This window comes from Achromobacter sp. PD1, from assembly GCF_048541815.1.
GTDB lineage: Bacteria > Pseudomonadota > Gammaproteobacteria > Burkholderiales > Burkholderiaceae_B > Achromobacter > Achromobacter bronchisepticus_A.
On sequence record NZ_CP183349.1, the window covers coordinates 6,816,757 to 6,838,730 of the forward strand.

The 21,974-nt window shown below is 65.8% G+C and carries 23 protein-coding genes; 8 read left to right on the plus strand and 15 right to left on the minus strand.

The genetic code is table 11. From position 1 onward, the window contains the following. Positions 1-15: 15 nt before the first annotated feature. The 3 genes from cheD to ACM1PE_RS32185 form a co-directional block, all read right to left on the minus strand. Positions 16-762 carry a chemoreceptor glutamine deamidase CheD gene (gene cheD / locus ACM1PE_RS32175; protein WP_059379106.1) on the minus strand — a complete coding sequence of 249 codons (747 nt, stop codon included), beginning with the start codon at positions 760-762 and terminating at the stop codon, positions 16-18. Between the two features lie 288 nt (positions 763-1,050). Beyond that, the gene (locus ACM1PE_RS32180; RefSeq protein WP_059379105.1) at positions 1,051-1,959 is read right to left on the minus strand and encodes a cell division protein FtsX; all 909 of its coding nucleotides are present in this window, start codon (positions 1,957-1,959) and stop codon (positions 1,051-1,053) included. After that, the gene (locus ACM1PE_RS32185; protein WP_306634325.1) at positions 1,956-2,714 is read right to left on the minus strand and encodes a cell division ATP-binding protein FtsE; all 759 of its coding nucleotides are present in this window, start codon (positions 2,712-2,714) and stop codon (positions 1,956-1,958) included. Before ACM1PE_RS32185 ends, ACM1PE_RS32180 begins: the two co-directional genes overlap by 4 nt. 290 nt (positions 2,715-3,004) lie before the next feature. On the opposite strand from ACM1PE_RS32185, the gene ACM1PE_RS32190 reads away from it, so the two are divergent. The 6 genes from ACM1PE_RS32190 to ACM1PE_RS32215 all read left to right on the plus strand — a co-directional run bounded on the left by ACM1PE_RS32190 (position 3,005) and on the right by ACM1PE_RS32215 (position 9,230). Further along, positions 3,005-4,021, plus strand: coding sequence for an amino acid ABC transporter substrate-binding protein (locus ACM1PE_RS32190; RefSeq protein WP_059379103.1), 1,017 nt, complete (start codon positions 3,005-3,007; stop codon positions 4,019-4,021). 130 nt (positions 4,022-4,151) lie between these two features. Beyond that, positions 4,152-5,342 (plus strand): amino acid ABC transporter permease, encoded by a 1,191-nt coding sequence (locus ACM1PE_RS32195; RefSeq protein WP_118933915.1) that lies wholly within the window; start codon positions 4,152-4,154, stop codon positions 5,340-5,342. A gap of 1 nt (position 5,343) precedes the next feature. Next, positions 5,344-6,444: an amino acid ABC transporter permease gene (locus ACM1PE_RS32200; RefSeq protein WP_059379100.1), complete on the plus strand. Its 1,101-nt coding sequence runs from the start codon at positions 5,344-5,346 to the stop codon at positions 6,442-6,444. Positions 6,445-6,504: 60 nt separating this feature from the next. Beyond that, positions 6,505-7,245, plus strand: coding sequence for an amino acid ABC transporter ATP-binding protein (locus ACM1PE_RS32205; protein ID WP_042795434.1), 741 nt, complete (start codon positions 6,505-6,507; stop codon positions 7,243-7,245). A gap of 167 nt (positions 7,246-7,412) precedes the next feature. Then, on the plus strand, positions 7,413-8,429 hold the full coding sequence (locus tag ACM1PE_RS32210) for a Bug family tripartite tricarboxylate transporter substrate binding protein (protein ID WP_059379098.1): 1,017 nt from the start codon (positions 7,413-7,415) through the stop codon (positions 8,427-8,429). A 438-nt stretch (positions 8,430-8,867) separates the two neighbouring features. Further along, the gene (locus ACM1PE_RS32215; protein ID WP_419342149.1) at positions 8,868-9,230 is read left to right on the plus strand and encodes a glyoxalase superfamily protein; all 363 of its coding nucleotides are present in this window, start codon (positions 8,868-8,870) and stop codon (positions 9,228-9,230) included. On the opposite strand, the gene ACM1PE_RS32220 is transcribed toward ACM1PE_RS32215, so the two are convergent. From ACM1PE_RS32220 to gtdA, 12 genes are all read right to left on the minus strand, one after another. After that, the gene (locus tag ACM1PE_RS32220; RefSeq protein ID WP_059379096.1) at positions 9,227-9,919 is read right to left on the minus strand and encodes an ABC transporter ATP-binding protein; all 693 of its coding nucleotides are present in this window, start codon (positions 9,917-9,919) and stop codon (positions 9,227-9,229) included. The two genes, ACM1PE_RS32215 and ACM1PE_RS32220, sit on opposite strands and share 4 nt — an antisense overlap. Then, positions 9,919-10,671, minus strand: coding sequence for an ABC transporter ATP-binding protein (locus ACM1PE_RS32225; protein WP_419342151.1), 753 nt, complete (start codon positions 10,669-10,671; stop codon positions 9,919-9,921). Before ACM1PE_RS32225 ends, ACM1PE_RS32220 begins: the two co-directional genes overlap by 1 nt. After that, positions 10,664-11,632 carry a branched-chain amino acid ABC transporter permease gene (locus tag ACM1PE_RS32230; RefSeq protein ID WP_251878031.1) on the minus strand — a complete coding sequence of 323 codons (969 nt, stop codon included), beginning with the start codon at positions 11,630-11,632 and terminating at the stop codon, positions 10,664-10,666. The genes ACM1PE_RS32225 and ACM1PE_RS32230 overlap by 8 nt, the downstream gene beginning before the upstream one ends. A gap of 11 nt (positions 11,633-11,643) precedes the next feature. Further along, on the minus strand, positions 11,644-12,558 hold the full coding sequence (locus ACM1PE_RS32235; RefSeq protein ID WP_419342152.1) for a branched-chain amino acid ABC transporter permease: 915 nt from the start codon (positions 12,556-12,558) through the stop codon (positions 11,644-11,646). A gap of 61 nt (positions 12,559-12,619) precedes the next feature. Next, positions 12,620-13,795: an ABC transporter substrate-binding protein gene (locus ACM1PE_RS32240; protein ID WP_419342154.1), complete on the minus strand. Its 1,176-nt coding sequence runs from the start codon at positions 13,793-13,795 to the stop codon at positions 12,620-12,622. 29 nt (positions 13,796-13,824) lie between these two features. Next, entirely contained in the window at positions 13,825-15,036 is a 1,212-nt protein-coding gene (locus ACM1PE_RS32245; RefSeq protein WP_419342155.1) for a 3-hydroxybenzoate 6-monooxygenase, read from the minus strand. Between the two features lie 18 nt (positions 15,037-15,054). Beyond that, entirely contained in the window at positions 15,055-16,407 is a 1,353-nt protein-coding gene (locus ACM1PE_RS32250; protein WP_419342156.1) for an FAD-dependent oxidoreductase, read from the minus strand. A 46-nt stretch (positions 16,408-16,453) separates the two neighbouring features. After that, complete coding sequence (locus tag ACM1PE_RS32255) at positions 16,454-17,443, minus strand: Bug family tripartite tricarboxylate transporter substrate binding protein (RefSeq protein ID WP_059379085.1); 990 nt, start codon at positions 17,441-17,443, stop codon at positions 16,454-16,456. Continuing rightward, a complete protein-coding gene (locus tag ACM1PE_RS32260; RefSeq protein ID WP_059379083.1) occupies positions 17,436-17,819 on the minus strand; it encodes a chorismate mutase in 384 nt (127 codons plus the stop codon). Before ACM1PE_RS32260 ends, ACM1PE_RS32255 begins: the two co-directional genes overlap by 8 nt. Beyond that, positions 17,816-18,454, minus strand: a complete 639-nt coding sequence (gene maiA, locus ACM1PE_RS32265) for a maleylacetoacetate isomerase (protein ID WP_419342158.1) — start codon at positions 18,452-18,454, stop codon at positions 17,816-17,818. Before maiA ends, ACM1PE_RS32260 begins: the two co-directional genes overlap by 4 nt. Positions 18,455-18,471: 17 nt before the next feature. After that, complete coding sequence (locus ACM1PE_RS32270; RefSeq protein WP_059379080.1) at positions 18,472-19,170, minus strand: fumarylacetoacetate hydrolase family protein; 699 nt, start codon at positions 19,168-19,170, stop codon at positions 18,472-18,474. Positions 19,171-19,248: 78 nt separating this feature from the next. Further along, a complete protein-coding gene (gtdA, locus tag ACM1PE_RS32275; RefSeq protein WP_251878022.1) occupies positions 19,249-20,301 on the minus strand; it encodes a gentisate 1,2-dioxygenase in 1,053 nt (350 codons plus the stop codon). Positions 20,302-20,468: 167 nt separating this feature from the next. On the opposite strand from gtdA, the gene ACM1PE_RS32280 reads away from it, so the two are divergent. Next, positions 20,469-21,404 (plus strand): LysR family transcriptional regulator, encoded by a 936-nt coding sequence (locus ACM1PE_RS32280; protein ID WP_419342159.1) that lies wholly within the window; start codon positions 20,469-20,471, stop codon positions 21,402-21,404. Continuing rightward, positions 21,404-21,949 carry a hypothetical protein gene (locus ACM1PE_RS32285; RefSeq protein WP_059379077.1) on the plus strand — a complete coding sequence of 182 codons (546 nt, stop codon included), beginning with the start codon at positions 21,404-21,406 and terminating at the stop codon, positions 21,947-21,949. The genes ACM1PE_RS32280 and ACM1PE_RS32285 overlap by 1 nt, the downstream gene beginning before the upstream one ends. Positions 21,950-21,974 lie beyond the last annotated feature (25 nt).

Genomic DNA, 21,974 nt, shown 5'->3' on the forward strand with positions numbered 1-21,974 from the left:
CGCGTGCGCGGCCCTTCAGTCGCTTGTGGTCTCGGTGCGGCGCCGGCGGGTCAGGGCGGTGTCGAAGCGTTCCACGCCTGGGCGGGCGGGACGGTCGAAGCGTTCCACGCCCGGACGGGCCGGGCGGTCGAAACGTTCCACGCCGGGGCGGGTGAAGCGCTCGACGCGCTGCGGGGTTTCGGTCTTGGCCTGCACGCTCTGGGCGGCCGCCTGTTCGCGCTTGGCGATGATTTCCTCGGCGCGCTGGTGGTGCGGCGCCATCTTGCGGACCATCACCCGGCCGTCGCGCGGGAAGTAGTTGATGCGGCGCGCGTGCACGTCGCCCAGGTCTTGCGCCTTGACGGGGATGCCTTCGGTCTTGAGATAGCTCAGCACGAACTGGCCGTTGCGTTCGCCGATGTTCATCTGCTGCATGGCGGACAGCACGGCGCCGCCGCCGAACACCTTGGCTTCGAGCCGGTCGCGCACCGCGCCGGCCTTGAGCAGTTCGTTGATCAGCACTTCCATGGCGAAGGCGCCATAGCGCATGGTGGCCGAGGCGGGCGACTGCATGTCGCCCTCCGGCAACATGAAATGGTTCATGCCGCCCACGCCCGTGACCGGGTCGTGGATACAGGCGGCGACGCACGATCCCAGGACGGTCGAGATCATCAGGTCTTCGTTGGTGACGTAGTACTCGTTGGGCAGTACTTTCACCGCCTGACACTGGAACGCGCTGTCGAAATAGTGGCGCGTCGCACGGGCTTCAAGACGGGCGGCCATGGGACTCGATTAAGGGCAAGAACAACGATTGGGACACGAAGTTGGCAGCTCGGAAATCAGGTGTGTATCAAAATATGTAAAAAAATGTCGCTTTATTCTTGCATACTCAAGCTTCCAGCGGGTGAATTGCTATGTAACGGGCGCAGTAATGTGTCCTGTTTTTGCAGCGCGGCCCAAAGCCGAAGACGCCCGCGGGCAGGCATGCAAGCATCCTACACAGGCGGGCGGAAGTCGTTCCCCGGATCACGGGGAAGAAGGGGCTTTATACGGAGCTTTAGGCGCCGCGCGTCAGAAGCGAGTGCTGCGGGTAACCGACCAGCGGGCCGACAGGGCGCCCAGGGCGGCCGAAGCCACCACCGCGCCGATCAACACGGCCGGGCCAGGCAGGTGCAGGGCGAATTCGGCCCCGTAGCTGCGGGCCAGCCCGACCAGGGCGTCGTTCAGCGGCGACAGCGCGACCGCCGCCACGCCGATGGCCAGAAGCGAGGCCACCGCGCCCGATAGCGCGCCCAGGTAGAGGAAGGGGCGGCGCACGAAGGATTCGGTGGCGCCGACCAGCCGCGCCACGCCGATCTCCTCGCGTTGCGAGAGCGCCTGCATACGCACGGTGTTGAAGACCGTCGCCAGCACCACCACCGCCACGCAGGCGGCCAGGAAGGCCAGGCCGATGCGGGCAAAGCGCAGGATCGCCTCCAGGCGCTGCACCCAGGCGCTGTCCAGCTGCACCAGGTCGACGTGGTTCCATTGTTTCCAGGAGGCGGCCAGCTTGTCGGCCCGGCCGGCGAGGTTGTCGCCATCGGCCAGCGTCACCACCACCGCGTCCGGCAGCGGATTGCCCGGCAGCACGGCCAGCGCCTGCTGCCAGGCCGGGTTGGCGCGCAGATCCGCCAAGGCGTCCTCGCGGCCAACCACGCGCACGGCTCGGATGTCGTCCTTGAATTCGTCCTGGATGCGTTTGGCCACGTCCGCGGCGGCGCCCGCGGGGGCATCCACGCGCATGAAGACGGTGACTTCGGGGGTGACCGACATCTGGCGCGCCACCGGCTGGACCGAAACCAGGATGGCGCTGCCCAATAGCGGCAGCGCCAGCGCCAAGGCCATGACCAGCAGGTTGGCCAGGGAGGAGAACGGTTGCTTGATCAGCCGGCGCAGGGTGACCAGCAGCGCGTAGCGATGTTGCCGCAGCCAGGCGTTCATGCGGACTCTCCCGGGTAGGCGCGGCCGGACGCGGCGCCCGGCTGCTGTCCGATACCGGGTTGTCCCGCGCCGGCCTCAGGCGGCGGCGTTGCGGAACCCTGGGAGTCGGCGAATTTGCCCGGGTCGATGCGCAAGGTGCGGGTGGCGTAGCGCGCCATGAGGTCCTGGTCGTGCGAGGCGATCAGCGTGGTCACGCCGACGCGGTTGAAGTCGCGGAACACATTCATGATGCGCTGCGCGTTGTCGTGGTCGAGGTTGGCGGTGGGTTCGTCGGCGATCAGGATGGCGGGCCGGTTCACGATGGCCCGCGCGATCGCCAGGCGCTGCTGTTCGCCGCCGGACAGTTCGATCGGATTCAGGTCTTCCTTGCCGGACAGTCCCACCTTGTCCAGGGCGGCGCGGGCGCGCGCCGCGGCCGAGTCCCAGGCGTGGCCGGTAACCGCCAGCGGCAGCATGACATTTTCGAACGCGCTTCGATCGAACAGCAGATGCGTGTCCTGAAGAATCACGCCCACGGCGCGGCGCAGGTACGGCCGGGCGCGGGCGGGCAGCTTGTCCAGCCGCTGGCCGTTGACCTGGATCGAACCCCGGCTGGCGGGCTCCAGCCCGCCGATCAGCTTGAGCAAGGTGGACTTGCCGGCGCCGGACGGCCCGGATACGAAAACGAATTCTCCCGCGCTCACGCGGAAGTTGATGTCGGCCAGGATATTGCGGCCGCGACCATATGATTTGAATACGTGCTGGAATTCGATCATGGCGGCTGTCAGATGAAGCCGCAATAGTAACTCGGGGACACTAAGGTGGCCTAAACCGCCTGGACGAGGGGCGGACAAATATTTGCGCGCAAGGCGTCCGGGCGCGTTTGTCCCGGCTCAAACAGTGCCCCCATTTTTGGTAGAAAACAGCGTTTCATTTCACCCAGTGTCCCTATATTTCAAGGGAATTCCCGGATGCGCCGCGTGCTGCGCGGACGCTACCATCCGCCCCATACGTGGACCCAACCCGGCCTGCGTGCTACTTCGCTTTATCCCACACGGAGAACACGATGAAAGTACTGAAACTCGCTGCGATCGGCGCCGCTTTGTTTGCTGCATCCACGGCTGCCAATGCGGGCGCAACCTTCGATAACGTCAAGAAAAAAGGGTTTGTCCAGTGCGGGGTTTCGACGGGCATTCCGGGGTTCTCCATCGCTGACAGCAAGGGCGAATACAAGGGCATCGACGTGGACCTGTGCCGCGCCATCGCCTCGACCATGTTCGGCGACGCCACCAAGGTCAAGTTCACCCCGCTGAACACGCAACAACGCTTCACTGCGCTGCAGTCCGGCGAAGTCGACGTCCTCACCCGCAACACCACCGTCACGCTGACGCGCGACACGACGCTGGGCCTGATCGGCGTGGGCGTGAACTACTACGACAGCCAGGGCGTCATGGTCTCCAAGGACCTGAACGTCAAGAGCGCCAAGGAACTGAACGGCGCCACCATCTGCGTGCAGCCCGGCACCACCACCGAACTGAACCTGGCTGACTGGTTCCGCGGCCAGAAGATCGAATTCAAGCCGGTCGTGATCGACAAGTACGACGAAATCATCCGTGCCTTCTCGGCCGGCCGCTGCGACGCCTTCACCACCGACAAGTCGCAGCTGGCTTCCACCCGCACCACGCTCGAGAACCCGGACAAGTTCATCATCCTGCCGGAAGACTTCTCCAAGGAGCCGCTGGGCCCCATGGTCCGCCAGGGCGACGAGCAATGGTTCAACATCGTGCGCTGGTCGCTCAACGCCATGCTCGAAGCCGAGGAATACGGCATCACCAAGGCCAACGTCGATGAAATGGCCAAGAGCCCGAACCCCAACATCCAGCGCATCCTGGGCGTGACCCCGGGCATGGGCAAGAACCTGGGCGTGGATGACAAGTGGGCCTACAACATCATCAAGAACGTGGGCAACTACGGCGAGAGCTTCGAAAACACGCTGGGCAAGAGCAGCGCGATGAAGCTGGAGCGCGGTCTTAATGCTTCCTACAAGCAAGGTGGCTTGATGTACGGCTGGCCGGTGCGCTAACACACGGCTGCCTGGAAAAACGGAGCCCCGCGCTCCGTTTTTCCTCTCCCGTCCTCGGGCGGGTGGCAGGAGTGGGTGGCGCGGCCCTACCGGCTTCGCCGCCCGGTGTCCGACTTCTGTAGATTTACTCATGAATACTCCCAATAAAAGCGCGCCTGCATCGGCACCTCCCCGGCGTCTGAACTGGAACGATCCCGGGGTGCGCTCCGTGGTCTATCAAGTCCTGGCGCTGGCCGCGGTGGCCTGGGCCGTGTGGTTCCTGGTTTCAAACACGCTGCACAACCTGTCCGTGCGCAACATCGCCACGGGCTTCGGCTTTCTGGACCGCGAGGCCGGCTTCGCGATCGGCGAAACGCCCATCGCCTATACCCCTGCGGACACCTATGGCCGCGCCATCCTGGTGGGCCTGCTCAACACGCTGCGCGTGGCGGTCATCGGCATCGTGCTGGCGACCATCCTCGGTACGCTCATTGGCATCGGCCGCCTGTCCAAGAACTGGCTGGTCGCCAAGATCACCTCGGTCTACGTCGAGATAATGCGCAACGTGCCGCTGCTGCTGCAGCTGTTCTTCTGGTACGCGCTGATCACGGAAAACATGCCGGGTCCGCGCCAGGCGCACAATCCGCTGCCCGGCGTCTTCATCTCCAACCGCGGCTTGAAGGTGCCGGGGCTGGAAGGCAATTCGCTGGACTGGATGCTGGCCGGACTGGGCCTGGCCATCGTGGCGATCATCCTGCTGGGCCACTGGGGCAAGAAGCGCCAGGAGGCGACCGGCCGCGTGTTTCCGCTGGGCCGCGCCGCGATCGGCCTGCTCATCGGCTTGCCCATCGTCGGCTGGCTGGTCAGCGGCGCTTCGCTGACCCTGGACATGCCGGAGCTCAAGGGCTTCAACTTCTCGGGCGGCCTGACCTTGTCGCCGGAATTCGCCGCCCTGATGGCGGGCCTGGTGATCTACACCTCGGCCTTCATCGCCGAGGTGGTGCGTTCGGGCATCCAGGCGGTCAACAATGGCCAGTGGGAAGCTGCCGGCTCGCTGGGCCTGCGCCGCAAGCAGGTGCTGCGCCTGGTGGTGCTGCCGCAGGCGCTGCGCGTGATCATCCCGCCGATGACCAGCCAGTACCTGAACCTGACCAAGAACAGCTCGCTGGCGGTGGCCATCGGCTACCCCGACATCGTGTCGGTGGTGAACACCACGCTGAACCAGACCGGCCAGGCCATCGAGGGCATCCTCATCATCATGGCCGCGTACCTGACGGTCAGCCTGTCGATCTCGATATTCATGAACTGGTACAACAAGCGCATCGCGCTGGTGGAGCGTTGATATGAGCAGCACTTCGCATATCCCCGCCGAAGGCCTGCCGCCGCCCAGCACCCACGTGGGCGCCTGGGTCTGGATCAAGTCGCGCCTGTTCTCGTCGCCGCTGAACATCCTCATCACGGTGCTGCTGGCCTGGTTCCTGCTGATGGCAGTGCCGGCGCTGGTGGAATGGGCCTTCATCAAGGCGAACTTCTCCGCGGCCAACGCGCAGGAATGCCGCGCTTCCGGGGGCGCCTGCTGGGCGTTCATCATCGAGAAGCACCGGCTGATCCTGTTCGGCACCTATCCCTACGACGAGCAATGGCGTCCGCTGATCGCAACCATCATCCTGGTGGCTGTGATCGTCTGCAGCGGCATCCGCCGCTTCTGGAACTGGAAGCTCGCCGTCATCTGGACCGTGGGCCTGACGGCCGTGGCGCTCCTGATGTGGGGCGGCGTGTTCGGCCTGACCTACGTGGAAAACGCGCGTTGGGGTGGCCTGCCGCTGACGCTGATCCTGTCCACGTTCGGCATTGCCTTCGCCTTCCCCATCGGCGTGCTGCTGGCCCTGGGCCGGCGCTCCAAGATGCCTGCCATCAAGGCGCTGTGCGTCGTGTACATCGAGCTGATCCGCGGCGTGCCGCTGATCAGTCTGCTGTTCATGTCGTCGGTGATGTTGCCGCTGTTCTTGCCTGAAGGCTTCTCCATCGACAAGCTGTTGCGCGCGCAGATCGCGATCATCATGTTCGCGGCGGCGTACATCGCCGAAACGGTGCGCGGCGGCCTGCAGGCGATTCCCAAGGGCCAGTACGAGGGCGCGGATTCGCTGGGCCTGAACTACTGGCAGCAGATGCGCAAGATCATCCTGCCGCAGGCGCTGAAGATCGTGATTCCGCCGCTGGTCAGCATTTTCATCGCGCTGTTCAAGGACACCTCGCTGGTGGTGATCATCGGCATCTTCGACCTGACGCTGGCGGCCAAGGCGGCCTTGTCCGACGCGGCATGGCGCGGATTCGGGGTGGAGGCGTACCTGTTCATTTCGCTCATCTACTTCGTCTTCTGCTTCTCCATGTCCAAGTACAGCCAGGCGCTGGAAAAACGCCTGGCCACGGGACACGCACGCTAGAACTTTGCAGCGCGTCCGCCCCGGGCGGACGCGCACCGCGATACTTACGGGAGTACAGGCATGTCTGATGCCATCATCAAATTGCAGGACGTGAACAAGTGGTACGGGCAGTTCCACGTGCTGCGCAACATCAACCTGGACGTCGCGCCGGGTGAGCGCATCGTGGTGTGCGGGCCGTCGGGCTCGGGCAAGTCCACCATGATCCGCTGCATCAACCGCCTGGAAGAGCACCAGAAGGGCCACATCATCGTGGACGGCACGGAACTCACCAACGACCTCAAGCACATCGAAACCATCCGCAAGGACGTCGGCATGGTGTTCCAGCACTTCAACCTGTTCCCGCACCTGACGGTGCTGGAGAACCTGACGCTGGGACCCATGTGGGTGCTGAAGAAGCCGCGCGCCGAAGCCGAGGCCACGGCCATGAAGTACCTGGAGCGCGTGCGCATTCCGGACCAGGCCAAGAAATTCCCCGGCCAGCTGTCGGGTGGCCAGCAGCAGCGCGTGGCGATTGCGCGTTCGCTGTGCATGAGCCCCAAGATCATGCTGTTCGATGAGCCGACCTCGGCGCTGGACCCGGAAATGGTCAAGGAAGTGCTGGATGTGATGGTCAACCTGGCGCAGGAAAGCGGCATGACCATGATTTGCGTGACCCACGAAATGGGCTTCGCGCGCAAGGTCGCCAACCGCGTGATCTTCATGGACCGCGGCGAGATCATCGAGCAGAACAGCCCGGATGAGTTCTTCGACAATCCGCAGAACGACCGGACCAAGCTCTTCTTGAGCCAGATCCTGCACTGATGCTTCAAAACCGCCTTCGGGCGGTTTTTTCTTGGGGCGGCCTGTTGCCGCGGCGGGGGCAGCGGCGTGAACAGCCGGGGGTTGTGCTGGTATCTCTTTGTTACGCCTGATTCCTCGCTGCGGTATGCTACTGACCGCTATTGATCCGAAGCGAGGAGAACAACATCATGACGCAGACCCCCCGCAGCGCTGTGCGCCGCGCCCTGTTGCAAGGCGCCGTGGCGCTGGCCGCCACTCTGCCTTTCGGCGCTCCGGCGCTGGCCCAGGCCACCGATTTCCCGACCAAGCCGCTGCGCTTCGTCGTGCCTTACCCGCCCGGCGGCCCGCTGGACACCATGGCCCGCATGCTGGCCGAGAAGGTGCGCGGCTCGCTGGGGCAGCCGGTCATCGTGGAAAACCGTTCGGGCGCGGGTGGCAACATCGGCGCCGACCTGGTGGCCAAGGCGCCGGCCGACGGCTATACGCTGGTGATGGGCGCGGTCGCGACCCACGCCATCAATCCCTGGCTGTTCGCCAATCTGCCGTATGACCCGGTGAAGGATTTCGCGCCGGTGACCATCGTGGCCTCGGTGCCCAATGTGCTGGTGATGAACGTCGAGTTCGCGCAGAAGAACAAGATCGAGAAGCTGGCCGATCTGATCGACTACGCCAAGAAGAATCCGGGCAAGCTGAACTACGGTTCGGGCGGCAACGGCAGCGCGGGCCATCTGTCGGGCGAGCTGTTGAAGGCGCGCGCGGGGATCAATGTCGAGCACATTCCTTACCAGGGCGCGGCGCCTGCGCAGCTGGCGCTGCTGTCGGGCCAGTCGGATTTCATGTTCGATAACCTGGCGGCTTCGGCGCCGCTGATCAAGGACGGCAAGGTCAAGGCATTGGCCGTGACCACCGCCAAGCGTTCTTCTCTGCTGGCGGATGTGCCTACGGTGGAAGAGTCGGGGATCAAGGGTTTTGACCTGGGGACCTGGTTCGGAGTGTTCACGACGGGCGGTACGCCGGCGCCGGTGGTGGCGAAGCTGAACAAGGCTTACTCGGAGGCAATGCAGCAGGCGGATGTGAAGCAGCGCTTGCTGACGATGGGGTCTGAGGCTGCGCCGATGACGCCTGAGGCGTTTGCTGAGTTCGTCAAGAGCGAGAAGGCGAAGTATCAGGAGATTGTGAAGATCTCGGGTGCTAGTTTGAATTGATTGGTTTGTCTTGATGGGCGTTGTTTTGAGTTCTTGAGACGCCCATCGCGTCGGCGGCCCGCGGTGTGCGGGGCTGCGATTGCGGTCCGGAGCGTTCGCTCCGGACTTCCCCTGCGTCATCCTCGTCCGCCTTCGGCTCCCTACGGATTCCCTTGGGCTTATCGACGCCCCGCACACTGCGGGCCACCGACGCACCGGGCTCTGGCGGTTGAAACTTGACGTCAGCTGGGGCGATTGGCGTTCTTCTGGTTCTTGCCGACATCTGTGTGGGGGGCGTGTCTTGCGGGGCCCGCCCCAGGCCGGCCGCGCGGGCGGCCTTTTGGGGCTTACGCGGTGTCTTGCGTCGTGATGCTGTGTGCCTTGTGCCTTGTGCTTTGCGCTTTGCGGTGCGGCTTGTGATCTATGCTGAGCGTACTTGCTTTTTTATCTGGGGCCGTCATGCATCTGCAAGCTGCCATTCCCATTTTGCGCATTTTCTCCGTGGAGAAGGCGCGTGAGTTCTATCTGGATTTCCTGGGGTTCGAGTGGGATTGGGAGCATCGCTTCGAGCCGGGCATGCCGCTGTATGCGCAGGTGCATCGCGGCGACCTGGTGCTGCACCTCAGCGAGCACCACGGCGATGCCACGCCCGGGTCCGCGGTGTTCGTGCGGATGCAGGGCGTGGACGAGTTCCAGGCCGAGGTGAACGCCAAGGGCTATGGCTATATGCGGCCCGGCGTGGAAGAGATGCCGTGGGGGCGGGTGATGGCGGTCATCGATCCGTTCGGGAATCGGCTGAGCTTCTGCGAATCATCCGATTAGACGCCCAGGTAGCGCTGCGCCAATTCGGGCTGCGCGGCGAGTTCCGTGGGGCTGCCTTGCCAGACGACGCGGCCTTTTTCGAGAACGTGGTGGCGGTCGACGAGTGTCGCCATTTCCTTCAGGTTCTTGTCTATCACCAGGATGGTCTGGCCTTCTTCCTTCAGGCGGCGCAGGCAGTTCCAGATTTCGTGGCGGATCAGCGGCGCCAGGCCTTCGGTGGCTTCGTCCAGGATGAGCAGGCGCGGGTTGATGAGGAGGGCGCGGCCGACGGCGAGCATTTGCTGTTCGCCGCCGGACAGGGTGCGAGCGGATTGGGCGCGGCGTTCCTTCAGGCGCGGGAACAGGTCGAAGACGCGGCCGACGTGCCAGCCGGCGCGGGTGTTGCGGGCGGTGGCGATCAGGTTTTCTTCCACCGACAGCGAGCCGAAGACGCGGCGGCCTTCGGGCACCAGGCCTATGCCCAGTTGGGCGATGCGGTGCGGCGCCTGGCCCGCGATGGGTTGGCCGTCGAGCAGGATGCTGCCGCCTTGGGCGGGCAGCATGCCCATGATGGTTTTCACGGTGGTGGTCTTGCCCATGCCGTTGCGGCCGATCAGGGATACGACCTGGCGCGCGGCGATGTCCAAGTCCACGCCGAACAGCACTTTGCTTGCGCCGTAGCCGGCCTGCAGTTGCTTGAGTTGCAGCATCAGTCCTCCTCGCCCAGATAGGCGGCGCGCACGTCGGGGTGATGGCGCACCTCGTCGGGCGTGCCGGTGAAGATGGTCTTGCCATAAACCAGCACGGTGATGCGGTCGGCCAGGGCGAAGACGGCGTCCATGTCGTGTTCGACCAGCAGGATGGCGTAGCGGCCCTTCAGTTCCTGCAGCAGCGCGGTCATGCGCTGGGATTCCTCGGCGCCCATGCCGGCCATGGGTTCGTCCAGCAGCAACAGCGAGGCATCCAGCGACAAGGCCATCGCCAGTTCCAGCTGGCGTTTCTCGCCGTGGGCCAGTTCTGAAACTCGCACGTGGGTGCGGCCGCCCAGGCCGACGTGTTCCAGCGCCTCTCTGGCAGGTTGGCGCAGTTGCGGCAGGCTGCGGGCATTCTTCCACAGGTTGAAGCCGCCCGGGCTGCGCGCCTGCACCGCCATGGCGACGTTGTCCTCGGCGCTGAAGGCGGGATAGAGCTGGCTGATCTGAAACGAGCGCGCCAGACCCGCCGCGGGCCGCTTGTGGGCCGGCATGCGGGTGATGTCGCGGCCGTCGAGCAGGATGCCGCCCGCGTCCGGCAGGATCTCGCCGCTGATCTGCGACAGCAGCGTGGTCTTGCCCGCGCCGTTGGGGCCAATGAGCGCATGCAGTTCGCCGGGCCGGACCTGCAGGTTGACGCCTTGCGTCGCACGCACGGCGCCGAAGGATTTCTGCAGGTCGCGGATTTCCAGTTTGGGATGATCAGTCATGGTGCTTGCCTCCCACCAGCCAGCCATAGACGCCGCGCTTGCCGAACAGCACCACCAGCACCAGCACCGGGCCCAGGATCAGCATCCAGTGCTCGGTCCAGGCGGTGGCGATCTGTTCCAGGCCCAGGTACACGGCCACGCCCAGAACGGGACCGAAGATGGAGCCCATGCCGCCCAGGATCACCATGGCCATGAGTTCGCCGGACTTCTGCCAGGAAGTCATGTCGGGGCTGACGAAGAGCGCATAGTTGGCCCAGAGCGCGCCCGCCAACCCGGTGCCCGCGGCCGACAGCACGAAGGCGGTGAGCCGGTAGCGCAGGGGCGCCAAGCCCAGGCCGATGCTGCGGCGCGGATTCTGCTTGATGCTTTGCAGCGCCATGCCGAAGGGCGAGTTGACGATGCGGCGGCAGGCCAGGATCCATGCCGTCATGAGCGCCAGGCAGACGTAATAGAAGGTCGCGGGACGGTTCATGTCCATGCCGGGCAGGGTGTTGCGCACGTCGATGGACAGGCCGTCATCGCCGCCATAGACCATCAGGCCGACCAGAATGAAGTACAGCATCTGTCCAAAGGCCAGGGTGATCATGATGAACTGCACGCCGGAGGTGCGCAGCGACAGGAAGCCCACCACCAGGCCGGCCAGCGCGGCGGCAGCGATGGCCAGGGGCCACATCACCAGCGCCGCGTTGCTGCCGCTCCAGCCGAACAGCGTGTCGCCCTGGGCCAGGTGAAAGCCGGCGATGCCGATCACGTAGCCGCCCAGTCCGAAGAAGGCGGCATGGCCGAAGCTGACCATGGCGCCGTAGCCCAGGATCAGGTCCAGGCTGACGGCGGCGATGGCGTAGATGAGAAAGCGGGTCATCAGGTTGACCAGGAAGCTTTCGCCGGTGGCCGACGCGATGGCTGGCACCAGGGCGAACAGCAGCAGCCCGATCATGTTGACGAGTGTTTTTCTGGTCATGGATATCGTTCCTATCGCTGCGCGGGTACCAGGCCGCGCGGCTTGAACAGCAGCACGATGGCCATCAGGATGTAGATGCTGGCCGAGACCAGGCTGGAACTCGCCGAGTCCGACAGCTCTGGCGGCACCAGCCGCGACATCCAGAACGGGATGTAGGCGCGCCCCAGCGCATCGGTCATGCCTATCATGAGCGAGCCGACCAGCGCGCCGCGCACCGAACCCACTCCGCCCACCACGATGACGACGAAGGTGGTGATGAGGATGCGCTCGCCCATGCCGATTTCCACCGCCAGGAGCGGCGCCGCCATCACGCCGGCAAAGCCGCAGAGCAGGGCGCCCAGCGTGAAGATCAGCGTGAACAGGCGCTGGATGTTCACGCCCAGCGCGTCGACCATTTCGCCGTCGTCGGCGCCGGCGCGCACCAGCATGCCGACGCGCGTGCGCGAGATCAGCAGCCACAGCCCCAGCGCCACCAGCACGCCGGCGCCGATGAAAGCCAGCCGCATGAGGGGATAGTTAAGGCCGGGCAGAATCTCCACGGAACCTGACAGGAAGGGCGGAATGTCCATGAAAGGCGGGCTGCGGCCGAACAGAACCGTCACCATCTCGTTGGTGAACAGCGTCAGGCCCAGCGTGGCCAGCACCTGGTCCAGGTGGTCGCGGCGGTACAGATGGCGGATCACCAGCAGCTCCACCACCAGCCCATAGAGCGCCGCGCCCGCCAGCGCCGCCAGCAGCGCGGCCAGGAACGATCCGGTGGCCGCCGCCGCGCTGGCCGCGCAGAACGCGCCGACCATGTAGAACGAACCGTGCGTCAGGTTGATGACGTTCATGATGCCGAACACCAGCGTCAAGCCCGCCGACAGCAGGAACAGCAATGCGCTGTACTGCAGGCCATTCAAGACCTGCTCCAGGAACATCAGCATGGGGACTCCTTGTGGAGTGGGCCCGGCGGACTGCGCGCAATCCGCCAGGCGTCGTGCGGACTTACATCTTGCAGTCGGCGGCGTGCACGTCGGTATGGTCGCGGGCGATGACCTTCAGGTTCTTGTAGACCAGCTTGCCGTCCGGGCCATCTTCAATGTGCAACAGGTACCAGTCCTGGATCGGATGCTGGTTGGAGCCGAACTTGAACTTGCCGCGAACGCTGGGGAAGTCGGCGCGGCGCAGCGCGTTGCGGAAGTCGTCGGCGCGGCCGGTGATGTCGCCGTCCACCGCCTTGAGCGCGGAGCCGATCAGGTTGGCGGTGTCGTAGGCCTGCGCCGCGTAGGCGGTGGGCGCGCGGTTGTAGGCTTTGGTGAAGGCTTCGACGAAATGCTTGCTCTGCGGGTTGTCGAGATCAGCGCTCCACAGCGAGCTCAGGTAGAAGCCCTTGCCGGCGTTGCCGGTGGCGGCCAGCATGCGGTCGTCCATCGAGTAGATGGGCGTGATCATGCGGATCTTGTCGGCCAGGCCGGAGTTGGCGAATTGCTTGGTCAGGTTGATGCCGGCGCCGCCAGGGTGGAACTGGAAGATGGCGTCGGGATTGAGCGAGCGGATGCGCGCCAGTTCCACCGAGAAGTCGGCCTGTTCCAGCTTGGTGTAGATCTCGTCGGCGATTTCACCTTTGTAGGTGCGCTTGAAGCCGGCGACGGCATCGCGTCCGGCCTGGTAGTTGGGCGCCATGATGACCACGCGCTTGGCGCCCAGCTCGTTGGCGGCCAGGCCCGCGGTGTCGGCGTAGGAATCGTTCTGGAACGCCACCGAGAAGTAGTTCGGGTTGCAGGCCTTGCCGGCGTAGTTGGAGGGGCCTGCGTTCAGGCTGACGTAAAAGGCGCCCGCGTTCAGCACGGTCGGCCCCACGGCCGCCATGACGTTGGAGAAATTGATGCCGGTGAACAACCGCACGCCGCCCTGCACCATCTTGTCGGCGATCTGCTTGGCGTTGGCGGGTTTGAGCGCATCGTCCTCCACGCGCACATTGACCGGCACGCCGCCCAGCTTGCCCCCGCCTTCCTTCACGGCCAGCATGAAGGCGTCGCGCTCGTCTTCGCCGATGTAGCCGGCGGGCGTGGACAGGGTGCCGATGAAGCCGATGTCGACCGGCTTCTGCTGCGCGGCGGCCGCGAACGCGGTCAGCGCAAGCGCGAGGGCGGCGCTGCCGCGGATTGCGGTTTTTCTCATGGTTGTCTCCTTGGGTGCCTGCATTTTTTCTATTGAGAGGATTGCCCCGCGAGGCAGTTTTCCACCTTCCAGCCGTACAGCCACTGCAACGCGTCGTAGAACTGGGACTGGCTGCGGCCAGTCCACAGCATGTTGCGCACGGTGCGTTCGACGCCCCGCGCGTGATAGAGCCTGCCCATTTCGCGCGTGGACCACACCACCCGCGCGCTGCGCGGGATGCGGACGGATTCGTACAGGCGGAACGCGGCCTCCAGGTCGTGGCCGCACTGCTTCACGGCCTCGCCCAATGTCACCGCATCCTCCAGCGCCATGCAGGCGCCCTGGGCCATGTATTGGGTCATGGGATGGGCGGCATCGCCCAGAATGGTCACGCGGCCCTGACCCCAGCGCTCCACGGGCTCGCGATCGGCGGTGGCCCAGCGCTTCCAGGAAGTGGGGCGGTCCAGCATCTGGTGCGGACGCGGGTGGATGCCCTGGAAGTAGGAAAGCACTTCTTCCTTGCTGCCCTCGCGCACGCCCCATTCTTCTTGTTCGCGGCTGTGGAAAGTCACCACCAGGTTGTATTGCTGGCCGCCGCGCAAGGGGTAGTGCACCAGATGGCAGTGCGGGCCGGCCCACAGCACCGGCGCGTTGATGCGCAGCTCCTCGGGCATGTTCTCGCGTTCGACCACGGCGCGGTAGACCACGTGGCCGGTCACGCGCGCCGGGTCGCCCACCATGCGTTCGCGGATCACGGACTTCACGCCGTCCGCGCCCACTACGGCGTCGGCGCGATAGCGGTTGCCCTGCGTGTCCACGGCCTCCACGCCCTTGTCGTCCTGCGACATGGAGGCGATCTGGGTGGAGGTGCGAAAGCTGATCAGCGGATTCTGCTGCACGGCCTCCAGGATGGACAGGTGGATGTCGGCGCGGTGGATCACGGCGTAGGGGCCGCCGAAGCGCTCGCGGAAGGCCTCGCCTGTATCGATGCGCACGACCTCTTTGGCGTCGACCGCGTCCATCATGATGATGTGGTCGGTGAAGACGGCGCGGGCGCGCGCGGTCTGGCCCACGCCCAGGGCGTCCAGCGCCGCGAAGGCGTTGGGGCCCAGCTGGATGCCGGCGCCGATTTCGCCGATGTGCGCGGCCTGCTCCAGCAACTGCACGGCGATGCCTTGCCGGGTCAGCGCCAGCGCGGCGGCCAGGCCGCCGATGCCGCCGCCCACCACGATCACGGATTTATCGGTTTGCGTTGCGTTCATATGTGGCCTCCGCGCCGTTCAGTCCTGGCCGCCCAGGAACACGCCTTGTTTCAACAGCTGCGCCTGCAAGGCGGAAATGGGCACGTCGCCCGGTGCGATGCCGGCGCGCAGCGCCATGGCGGCCGCCGTGCCCGCGGCCTCGCCCATGACGAAGCAGCTGCCGCTTACGCGCGCGGCCGACTGGCCTTCGTGCGTCATGGAGGCGCAGCGTCCGGCCACCAGCACGTTGCGCGCCACGCCCGGGGCGCGTTTGGGGACCATCATGCGGAATGGCAGCTGGTTATAGCCGCGGGACTCGGGGATAGGCGGCCAGAGCCATTGCACGTCGCCGGCCGTGTGCATTTCCAGCGGCCAGCCGTTGACGCCGATGCTGTCCGGAAAGTCGGCGCAGCCCAGCACGTCTTCCTTGCTCAGGACGGCCTCGCCCACGATGCGGCGCGTTTCGCGGATGCCCAGCTGCGGTGCGATGTCCAGCACATAGGCGTTCTCGAAACCCGGCACCTTGGCGCGCAGGAAGGCGAGGTATTGCACGATCTGGCGGCGGCCTTCGAGTTCGCCGGCCGACAGGGAATCGGCGTCGGTGCCGTCGGCCGCGCTGCCGTCGGCGTTGGCCAGCTGGGTGACGTTGACCCGCCATTCGTAGTCATGTTTTTGCGGGCGCACGATGGCGCCGCGGCGCGGGAAGGTGAATTCGCCGCTGGCCGCGGCCTGGTCCATCAGCTGCGGAATGGTCTTCCAGGCTTCCTGGGCGCGGGCGCCGTCGACATTGCCGACCTTGAACATCAGCGTGGGGTAAAGCATGCCGCCTTGCTCGTCGCCCTTTTCGAAGGGCAGGCCGCCCCATTGGGCGATGTCGGCGTCGCCCGAGCAATCGATATAGACCTTGGCGCGCACGGCGCAGCGGCCGGACTTGGTTTCCAGGAACAGCGCATCCACGCTGCCGTCGGCGCCGCGCGCCAGGCCGGTGGCCAGCGCATGGAACAGCACCTGCGCGCCGCTGGCCTGGACCAGCCCGTCGGCGGCGCACTTGAAGGCCGAGATGTCGTAGGCCTGGGCGTGGATCTTGCCCAGGATCAGATGCGGCTCGTTGAGGCCGTCCAAGGCCCGCATGCGGTCCAGCAAGTCGTTCGTCATGCCGTGGACCACCTGGCGGATATTGCCGCGGACGTTCGCGTGCAGGCCGCAGAAGTTGGATACGCCGGCCGCCGTGCCCATCCCTCCCAGGAAGCCGTAACGTTCCACCAGCAGCACGCTGGCGCCGTTGCGCGCGGCGCTGGCGGCGGCCAGCAGGCCGGCGGGGCCGCCGCCCAGCACGACGACGTCATATTCGCCGTAGAGCGGAACCTGGCGGGCGGGTTCGGTGATGAGCATCCCGAGTTCTCCTTGTGTGGATTGCGAGGCGTGGCCGGGCGCCGGCTTACTGGCCCTTGATGCCCAGTTTCTTGATGAGCGGCTCCCAGCGCTTGAGTTCGTCATCCATATAGGCGCGGAATTCGGCGGGCGTGGTGCCGGCGGGATCCATGAACTGGGCCTGCAGGCGCTTGGTGACCTCGGGATCGCGTATGGCCTGGATCAGCGCGTCGGACAGCTTCTTCTGGATGTCGGCGGGAACCTTGGACGAGATCACAAAGCCGATCCACGCCGAGCCTTCGATTCCCGGCACGCCGACTTCGGCCAGCGTCGGGATGTCGGGCAGCAGGGCCGAGCGCCTGGAAGAGGTGACGGCCAGCGCCTTCAGGCGTCCGTCCTTCACCATGGGCATGACGGCGATGGGCGGCAGCGCGGCGAACTGCGTGTCGCCGGACAACAGCGAGGTCAGCGCCGCGGGCGACGAGGGATAGGGCACGTGGGTGGCGCGCGCGCCGGTCTGCTGCAGCATCAGTTCCACGGCCAGGTGCGACACCGTGCCGGCGCCCGTGGACGGGAAGTTGTACTTGTCCGAATTTTTCTTCAGCGCTTCCAGCAACTGGCCGATGTTGTCGATGCCGGCCGAGGCGGGCACGACCAGCACATTGGGCTGGTGCACCGCCAGCGTCAGCGGCGCCAGGTCGGTAGCCGGCGCATAGGGCAGCTTGTCGAACAGCAGCGTGTTGTTGACCAGCGGGCCGGTAATGGACACGCCGAAGGTGTAGCCGTCGGGCTTGGCGTTGGCGATGGCATAGGTGCCAATGTTGCCGCTGGCGCCCGGCTTGTTCTCGATGACGATGCTCTGGCCCAGGATGGCGCCGGCCTTTTCGCCGACGATGCGCGCCACCTGGTCGGGGCTGGAGCCCGGGCCGAAGGGCACGATGGCCTTGAGCGGCTGGGCCGGCCAGGCCTGGGCTTGCGCGGCGGCCAGCGGCGCAAGCGCGGCCAATCCCAGGATCAGCGCATGGGCGGCGATACGGCGCGCGTAGGGCTTATGCATGGGTGTCTCCGAGATCCTTCATGGTGTTGAAATAGGTTTGTTCGTTGGCGATGAAGGCCGCGACCATGGCGCGATAGGTGGCGTCCACGACCTGGTCCAGATTGGCGAAGCCCTGGTTGTGGCGTTCGGCCAGCAGGCGCGCCTTTTCGAAGACCTGGGCCTGGCGGGCCGGGGCGCTGACCTGGAAGGCGTCGCGCTTGAAGCGCGCGGCGTCCTTCACGTACATGGCGCGCTCGGCGATCAGGCGCACGATCTCGTCGTCCAACCGGTCGATGTTGGCGCGCACGTCCGCCAGGGTGGCGCATAGAGGGCGGTAGGCGGGATCGGTGTATTCGCGCAGCGGCGCGCCCTGGGTGTCGGGTTCCTGGTTGCTCACTTGGTGTAGTCCGGTTGCTGGGTGGGGGCCGCCTGCTGGAAGGCGGGCTGCGCATTGCAGTACTCATAGACGCGCATGGTGCGCGGATAGGCCGACAGGTCGCAGCCCATGCGCTGGGCATTGGCCATCTGCGGCACCAGGCAGCAGTCCGCCAGCGTGGGCGCGTCGCCGTAGCAATAGGCGCCGTGGCCGTGGCGCGCCAGCAGCGCTTCCACGGCCGTCATGCCTTCGCGGATCCAGTGGTGGTACCAGGCGTTCTTCTGTTCTTCGCTGGCGCCCAGCACGTCCTGCAGATAGCGCAGGATGCGCATGTTGTTGACGGGGTGGATGTCGCAGGAAATGGCGTCGGAAAGCTCCAGCACGCGGGCGCGTTCCAGTGTGCCGGCCGGGATCAGGCGCGGCTCGGGATGGGTCGCGTCCAGGTAGTCGATGATGGCCAGCGACTGCGACAGCTGGGTGTCGCCATCGATCAACAGGGGTACGCCCGCCGAGGGATTCTTGGCCACGTAATCCGCGGCGCGCTGCTCCTGCTTGCGCAGGTTCACGGGCAGGTACTCGTACGGCAAACCCTTGAGCGCCAGCGCGATGCGCACGCGATAAGAGGTGGAACTATTGAAGAAGCTGTGCAGTTGCATGCGAATTTCCGGAGGGTTCACGCCATCTGCACGCTGAGCGTGCCCAGGCCGTCCACGCCGCCGACCATCCTGTCGCCGCGCACCACCGGGCCTACGCCTTCGGGCGTGCCGGTGTAGATCAGGTCGCCGGCTTCCAGGCGGAAGTACTTGGACAGGTAGGCGACGGTTTCGGCGACTGACCAGATCAGCTTGCCGATGTCGCTTCTTTGTTTGTCGGCGCCGTTGACCTGCAGCCAGATGGCGGCCTGGTCGATGTTCTTGACTGCGCCAGCAGGATGCAGGGGGCCGATGGGCGCGCTCTGGTCGAAGGCCTTGCCCAGTTCCCACGGGCGGCCGGCTTCGCGCATCTTCATCTGCAGGTCGCGGCGGGTCATGTCCAGGCCCACGGCATAGCCCCAGACGTGTTGCAGGGCCTCGTCGACGGAGATGTTGGCGCCGCCCTTGCCAATGGCCGCCACCAGTTCGATCTCGTAGTGCAGATTGGCGGTCTCAGAAGGATAGGGCAGCGACAGGGTGCTGCCTTCAGCCACCGGCACCACGGCGTCGGCCGGCTTGCAGAAGAAGAACGGCGGTTCGCGGTCGGGGTCGAAGCCCATTTCGCGGGCATGGGCGGCGTAGTTGCGGCCGACGCAATAGACGCGGCGCACGGGGAAGCTGTCCTGGCTGCCGGCAACGGGCACGGCGATGGGGGCTGCGGGGTCGAAGACGAAAGACATGGGTCACCTTTAAGGAATGCGGAGCGGGGCCTGGCGCGGCCCCGGCCTGAAACGGAAGCGGAGGGAGCGCGCCGGCTTCTAGCCGATGCGCGCTTCGCGCCACACGCCCAGCGCGTCCTGCACGGGGCGGTCGGAATAGCTGAACAGGGTGGCGTCGTCCAGTGCGGCCAACTGCACCGGCTGCCAGGACGGCGCGACGAAGACGTCGCGCGGCCCGAAGTGGAATTCCTGGTCGCCGATGCGCGCGGTGCCGCGGCCTTCGACCACGCTGTAGACCGTGGAGTCGGTGCTGCGGCAGGTCTTGCCCTGGAATCCGGCAGGCAGGAATTGCATGAAGGTGGCCATGGTCGGCATGGGGTAGCCGCCGGTGGCCGGATTCAGGTAGCGCAGCTTCACGCCGTCCCAGGGATCCAGCTCGCCGTGGCGGTAGAGCTGGTCCAGCGCCTCGCGGCTGCGTTCATAGGGATAGTTGAAGATGGGCGAGGTGCCGCTGGCGGTCTGGTGGCGCACCGGCGCCATGTTGTGGCCGTAGCGCGCCATGCTGTCGCCCTCGGGGCGGGTCACGGGTTGTGTGGCCGAGGGATAGTTTTCGGCGAAACCCGCGTCCAGGAAGCGCAGCAGCGGAATGTCCAGGCCGTCCAGCCAGACCACGGGCTCGCCGCCTTCGGCGGTTTCGGCGTTGCCATGGTCGTGCCAGGTCCATGACGGTGTGATGATGAAGTCGCCGGGGTGCATGGTGGTGCGTTCGCCGTTGACCGCGGTGTAGGCGCCGCGGCCTTCGACGATGAAGCGCAGGGCCGACTGCGTGTGGCGGTGGCTGGGCGCGATCTCGCCGGGCAGGATCAGTTGCAGGCCCGCGTACAGGCTCTGCGTGATGCTGGCCTGGCCGGGCAGGCCGGGATTCTCCAGGATGAGCACGCGCCGCACGGCTTCTTCCGCCGTGATGAGCGAACCGGACGCCATGACGTCGTCGCGCACGTCTTCGTACTTCCAGATGGCGGGGACGCAACGCGGCGCGGGTTCGCGCGGCACCAGGTTGTGCAGCGACTCCCACAGGGGCGCCATGTGTTTTCTGGCAATGCGTGCGTAATAGGCGGCGCGGTCCGCGCCGGGGGGGTGACCGTCGGGCATGCTTGTCTCCGGAATGTCCGGCTGGCGCCGGCTTCGCGTGGCCGCCGCGTGGTTCGCGGCTGGTCCTGATATGGAGACGATTATGCGTAAGGAGCTATGTGTTTTGAAATGAATTTATCTTATTATCCATACCAATAAGAATATACATAGACGAGACGAGGGCCTGCATGGACTGGACCCACCGGTTGCGCCTGCGCAATCTGAAAATGCTGCTCAGCCTGGCCCAGACCCGCAACATCAGCCACTCGGCCGCGATGCTCAATACGACGCAGCCGGGCTTGTCCAAGTGGCTGAAGGATCTGGAAGACGACATCGGGCTGCCGTTGTTCGAACGGCATGCGCGCGGCCTGCGGCCCACGCCGCACGGCGACGTGCTGATCGCGCATGCCCAGCGGGTGGAGGCGCAACTGGATCGCGCCAGCGCGGACATGGCGGCCTTGCGCGAGGGCGGCGGCGGCCGGGTGGTGATAGGCGCGTCGGGCGCGTCGGCGTCGGACACGGTGCCGCTGGCGGTGATGAAGCTGCTCGAGCGTATGCCACAGGCCCGCGTCAAGCTGGTGGAGGGCACGACCGACCAACTGCTGGCGCAGTTGGCGCAGGGCGACCTGGACATCGTGGTGGGACGTTCGGCGCCGGAGCATCACGACCCGGCGATCCGCTTCGAGGCCCTGTACCTGGAACCCATCCATCTGGTTGCGCGGCCGCGCCATCCGCTGTTCGCGATCGAGCAGCCCTCTTGGCCGGACCTGCTGTCTTACCGCTGGATCCTGTGGCCCAAGGGCACGCCCATCCGCAATGCGGTGGACGCGGCGCTGGCGGCGGCGGGCCAGGCGCCGCCGCCGGACCACGTCGAATCGAATTCGGTGACCATCAATCTCACGTTGATCAACAACAGCGACATGATCGGCGTGGCTTCGCACCGGGCGGCGCTGCGATTTTCTCAGATGCGGGCGATGCGGATCATTCCGGTGCGGCTATCCGGCTTCGGGTCGGTGGCGATGTACTGGCGCGAGGACCCGTTCCGTCCGATCGCGGTGCAGGAGGCAATGGCGGCTTTGCGCAGCACGGTGGCGGAACACGCGCCGGGCGCGGTGAGGGCGTGATGGATGCGCCGCGAGCGGGGCTGAACGCGTTGATCGCGCAGTGCCGCAAACTGGAGGCGGCGCTGCCGCAGCGGGACCAGCTAGCCATGTCGGCGGCGATGCATCGCTTCGTGGCAGAGATGGATGCGCGTCGCGCGCCACCGGGGATGTGGTCGCCGCTGGTGTTGGCGGTGCTGGTGATGACAGGCGGGTTGGGTGTAGGGATAGGCCTGCTGAGCCTGTTGCTGCGCGGCGCGGGGCCGGCATTGGCGGCGTTCGCGCTGGTGCTGGTCTGTGCGGCGACGGCCCTGGCGTTGGCCATCGGCGTGGTCGCCTTCATGGGCGGGCACGCATTCGGGCTGGTGCTGCTGAAGCGGCTGTCCTTGGGCTTGATAGCTGTCGGCTTCCTGGGCTTGATCGCGTGGACGCAAGGGGATGTTCGGGCGGTGGGGCCGGTGGTTGCTCTGCTCGGCGGGCTGGGAGCTTGGCTGGTGCTCAATAGCAACGGGTTTTATGTGTTTGCGGGGTATCAGATGGCGCGGAGGTATATGGAGCGGCGGGGATAACAACTTTCAAAACGCCTCGCCCACA

Bases quoted from the DNA above. Each gene is read 5' to 3' on its own strand.
- cheD (WP_059379106.1), bottom strand. From the start codon at position 762: ATGGCCGCCCGTCTTGAAGCCCGTGCGACGCGCCACTATTTCGACAGC.
- ACM1PE_RS32180 (WP_059379105.1), bottom strand. From the start codon at position 1,959: ATGAACGCCTGGCTGCGGCAACATCGCTACGCGCTGCTGGTCACCCTG.
- ACM1PE_RS32185 (WP_306634325.1), bottom strand. From the start codon at position 2,714: ATGATCGAATTCCAGCACGTATTCAAATCATATGGTCGCGGCCGCAAT.
- ACM1PE_RS32190 (WP_059379103.1), top strand. From the start codon at position 3,005: ATGAAAGTACTGAAACTCGCTGCGATCGGCGCCGCTTTGTTTGCTGCA.
- ACM1PE_RS32195 (WP_118933915.1), top strand. From the start codon at position 4,152: ATGAATACTCCCAATAAAAGCGCGCCTGCATCGGCACCTCCCCGGCGT.
- ACM1PE_RS32200 (WP_059379100.1), top strand. From the start codon at position 5,344: ATGAGCAGCACTTCGCATATCCCCGCCGAAGGCCTGCCGCCGCCCAGC.
- ACM1PE_RS32205 (WP_042795434.1), top strand. From the start codon at position 6,505: ATGTCTGATGCCATCATCAAATTGCAGGACGTGAACAAGTGGTACGGG.
- ACM1PE_RS32210 (WP_059379098.1), top strand. From the start codon at position 7,413: ATGACGCAGACCCCCCGCAGCGCTGTGCGCCGCGCCCTGTTGCAAGGC.
- ACM1PE_RS32215 (WP_419342149.1), top strand. From the start codon at position 8,868: ATGCATCTGCAAGCTGCCATTCCCATTTTGCGCATTTTCTCCGTGGAG.
- ACM1PE_RS32220 (WP_059379096.1), bottom strand. From the start codon at position 9,919: ATGCTGCAACTCAAGCAACTGCAGGCCGGCTACGGCGCAAGCAAAGTG.
- ACM1PE_RS32225 (WP_419342151.1), bottom strand. From the start codon at position 10,671: ATGACTGATCATCCCAAACTGGAAATCCGCGACCTGCAGAAATCCTTC.
- ACM1PE_RS32230 (WP_251878031.1), bottom strand. From the start codon at position 11,632: ATGACCAGAAAAACACTCGTCAACATGATCGGGCTGCTGCTGTTCGCC.
- ACM1PE_RS32235 (WP_419342152.1), bottom strand. From the start codon at position 12,558: ATGCTGATGTTCCTGGAGCAGGTCTTGAATGGCCTGCAGTACAGCGCA.
- ACM1PE_RS32240 (WP_419342154.1), bottom strand. From the start codon at position 13,795: ATGAGAAAAACCGCAATCCGCGGCAGCGCCGCCCTCGCGCTTGCGCTG.
- ACM1PE_RS32245 (WP_419342155.1), bottom strand. From the start codon at position 15,036: ATGAACGCAACGCAAACCGATAAATCCGTGATCGTGGTGGGCGGCGGC.
- ACM1PE_RS32250 (WP_419342156.1), bottom strand. From the start codon at position 16,407: ATGCTCATCACCGAACCCGCCCGCCAGGTTCCGCTCTACGGCGAATAT.
- ACM1PE_RS32255 (WP_059379085.1), bottom strand. From the start codon at position 17,443: ATGCATAAGCCCTACGCGCGCCGTATCGCCGCCCATGCGCTGATCCTG.
- maiA (WP_419342158.1), bottom strand. From the start codon at position 18,454: ATGCAACTGCACAGCTTCTTCAATAGTTCCACCTCTTATCGCGTGCGC.
- ACM1PE_RS32270 (WP_059379080.1), bottom strand. From the start codon at position 19,170: ATGTCTTTCGTCTTCGACCCCGCAGCCCCCATCGCCGTGCCCGTTGCC.
- gtdA (WP_251878022.1), bottom strand. From the start codon at position 20,301: ATGCCCGACGGTCACCCCCCCGGCGCGGACCGCGCCGCCTATTACGCA.
- ACM1PE_RS32280 (WP_419342159.1), top strand. From the start codon at position 20,469: ATGGACTGGACCCACCGGTTGCGCCTGCGCAATCTGAAAATGCTGCTC.
- ACM1PE_RS32285 (WP_059379077.1), top strand. From the start codon at position 21,404: ATGGATGCGCCGCGAGCGGGGCTGAACGCGTTGATCGCGCAGTGCCGC.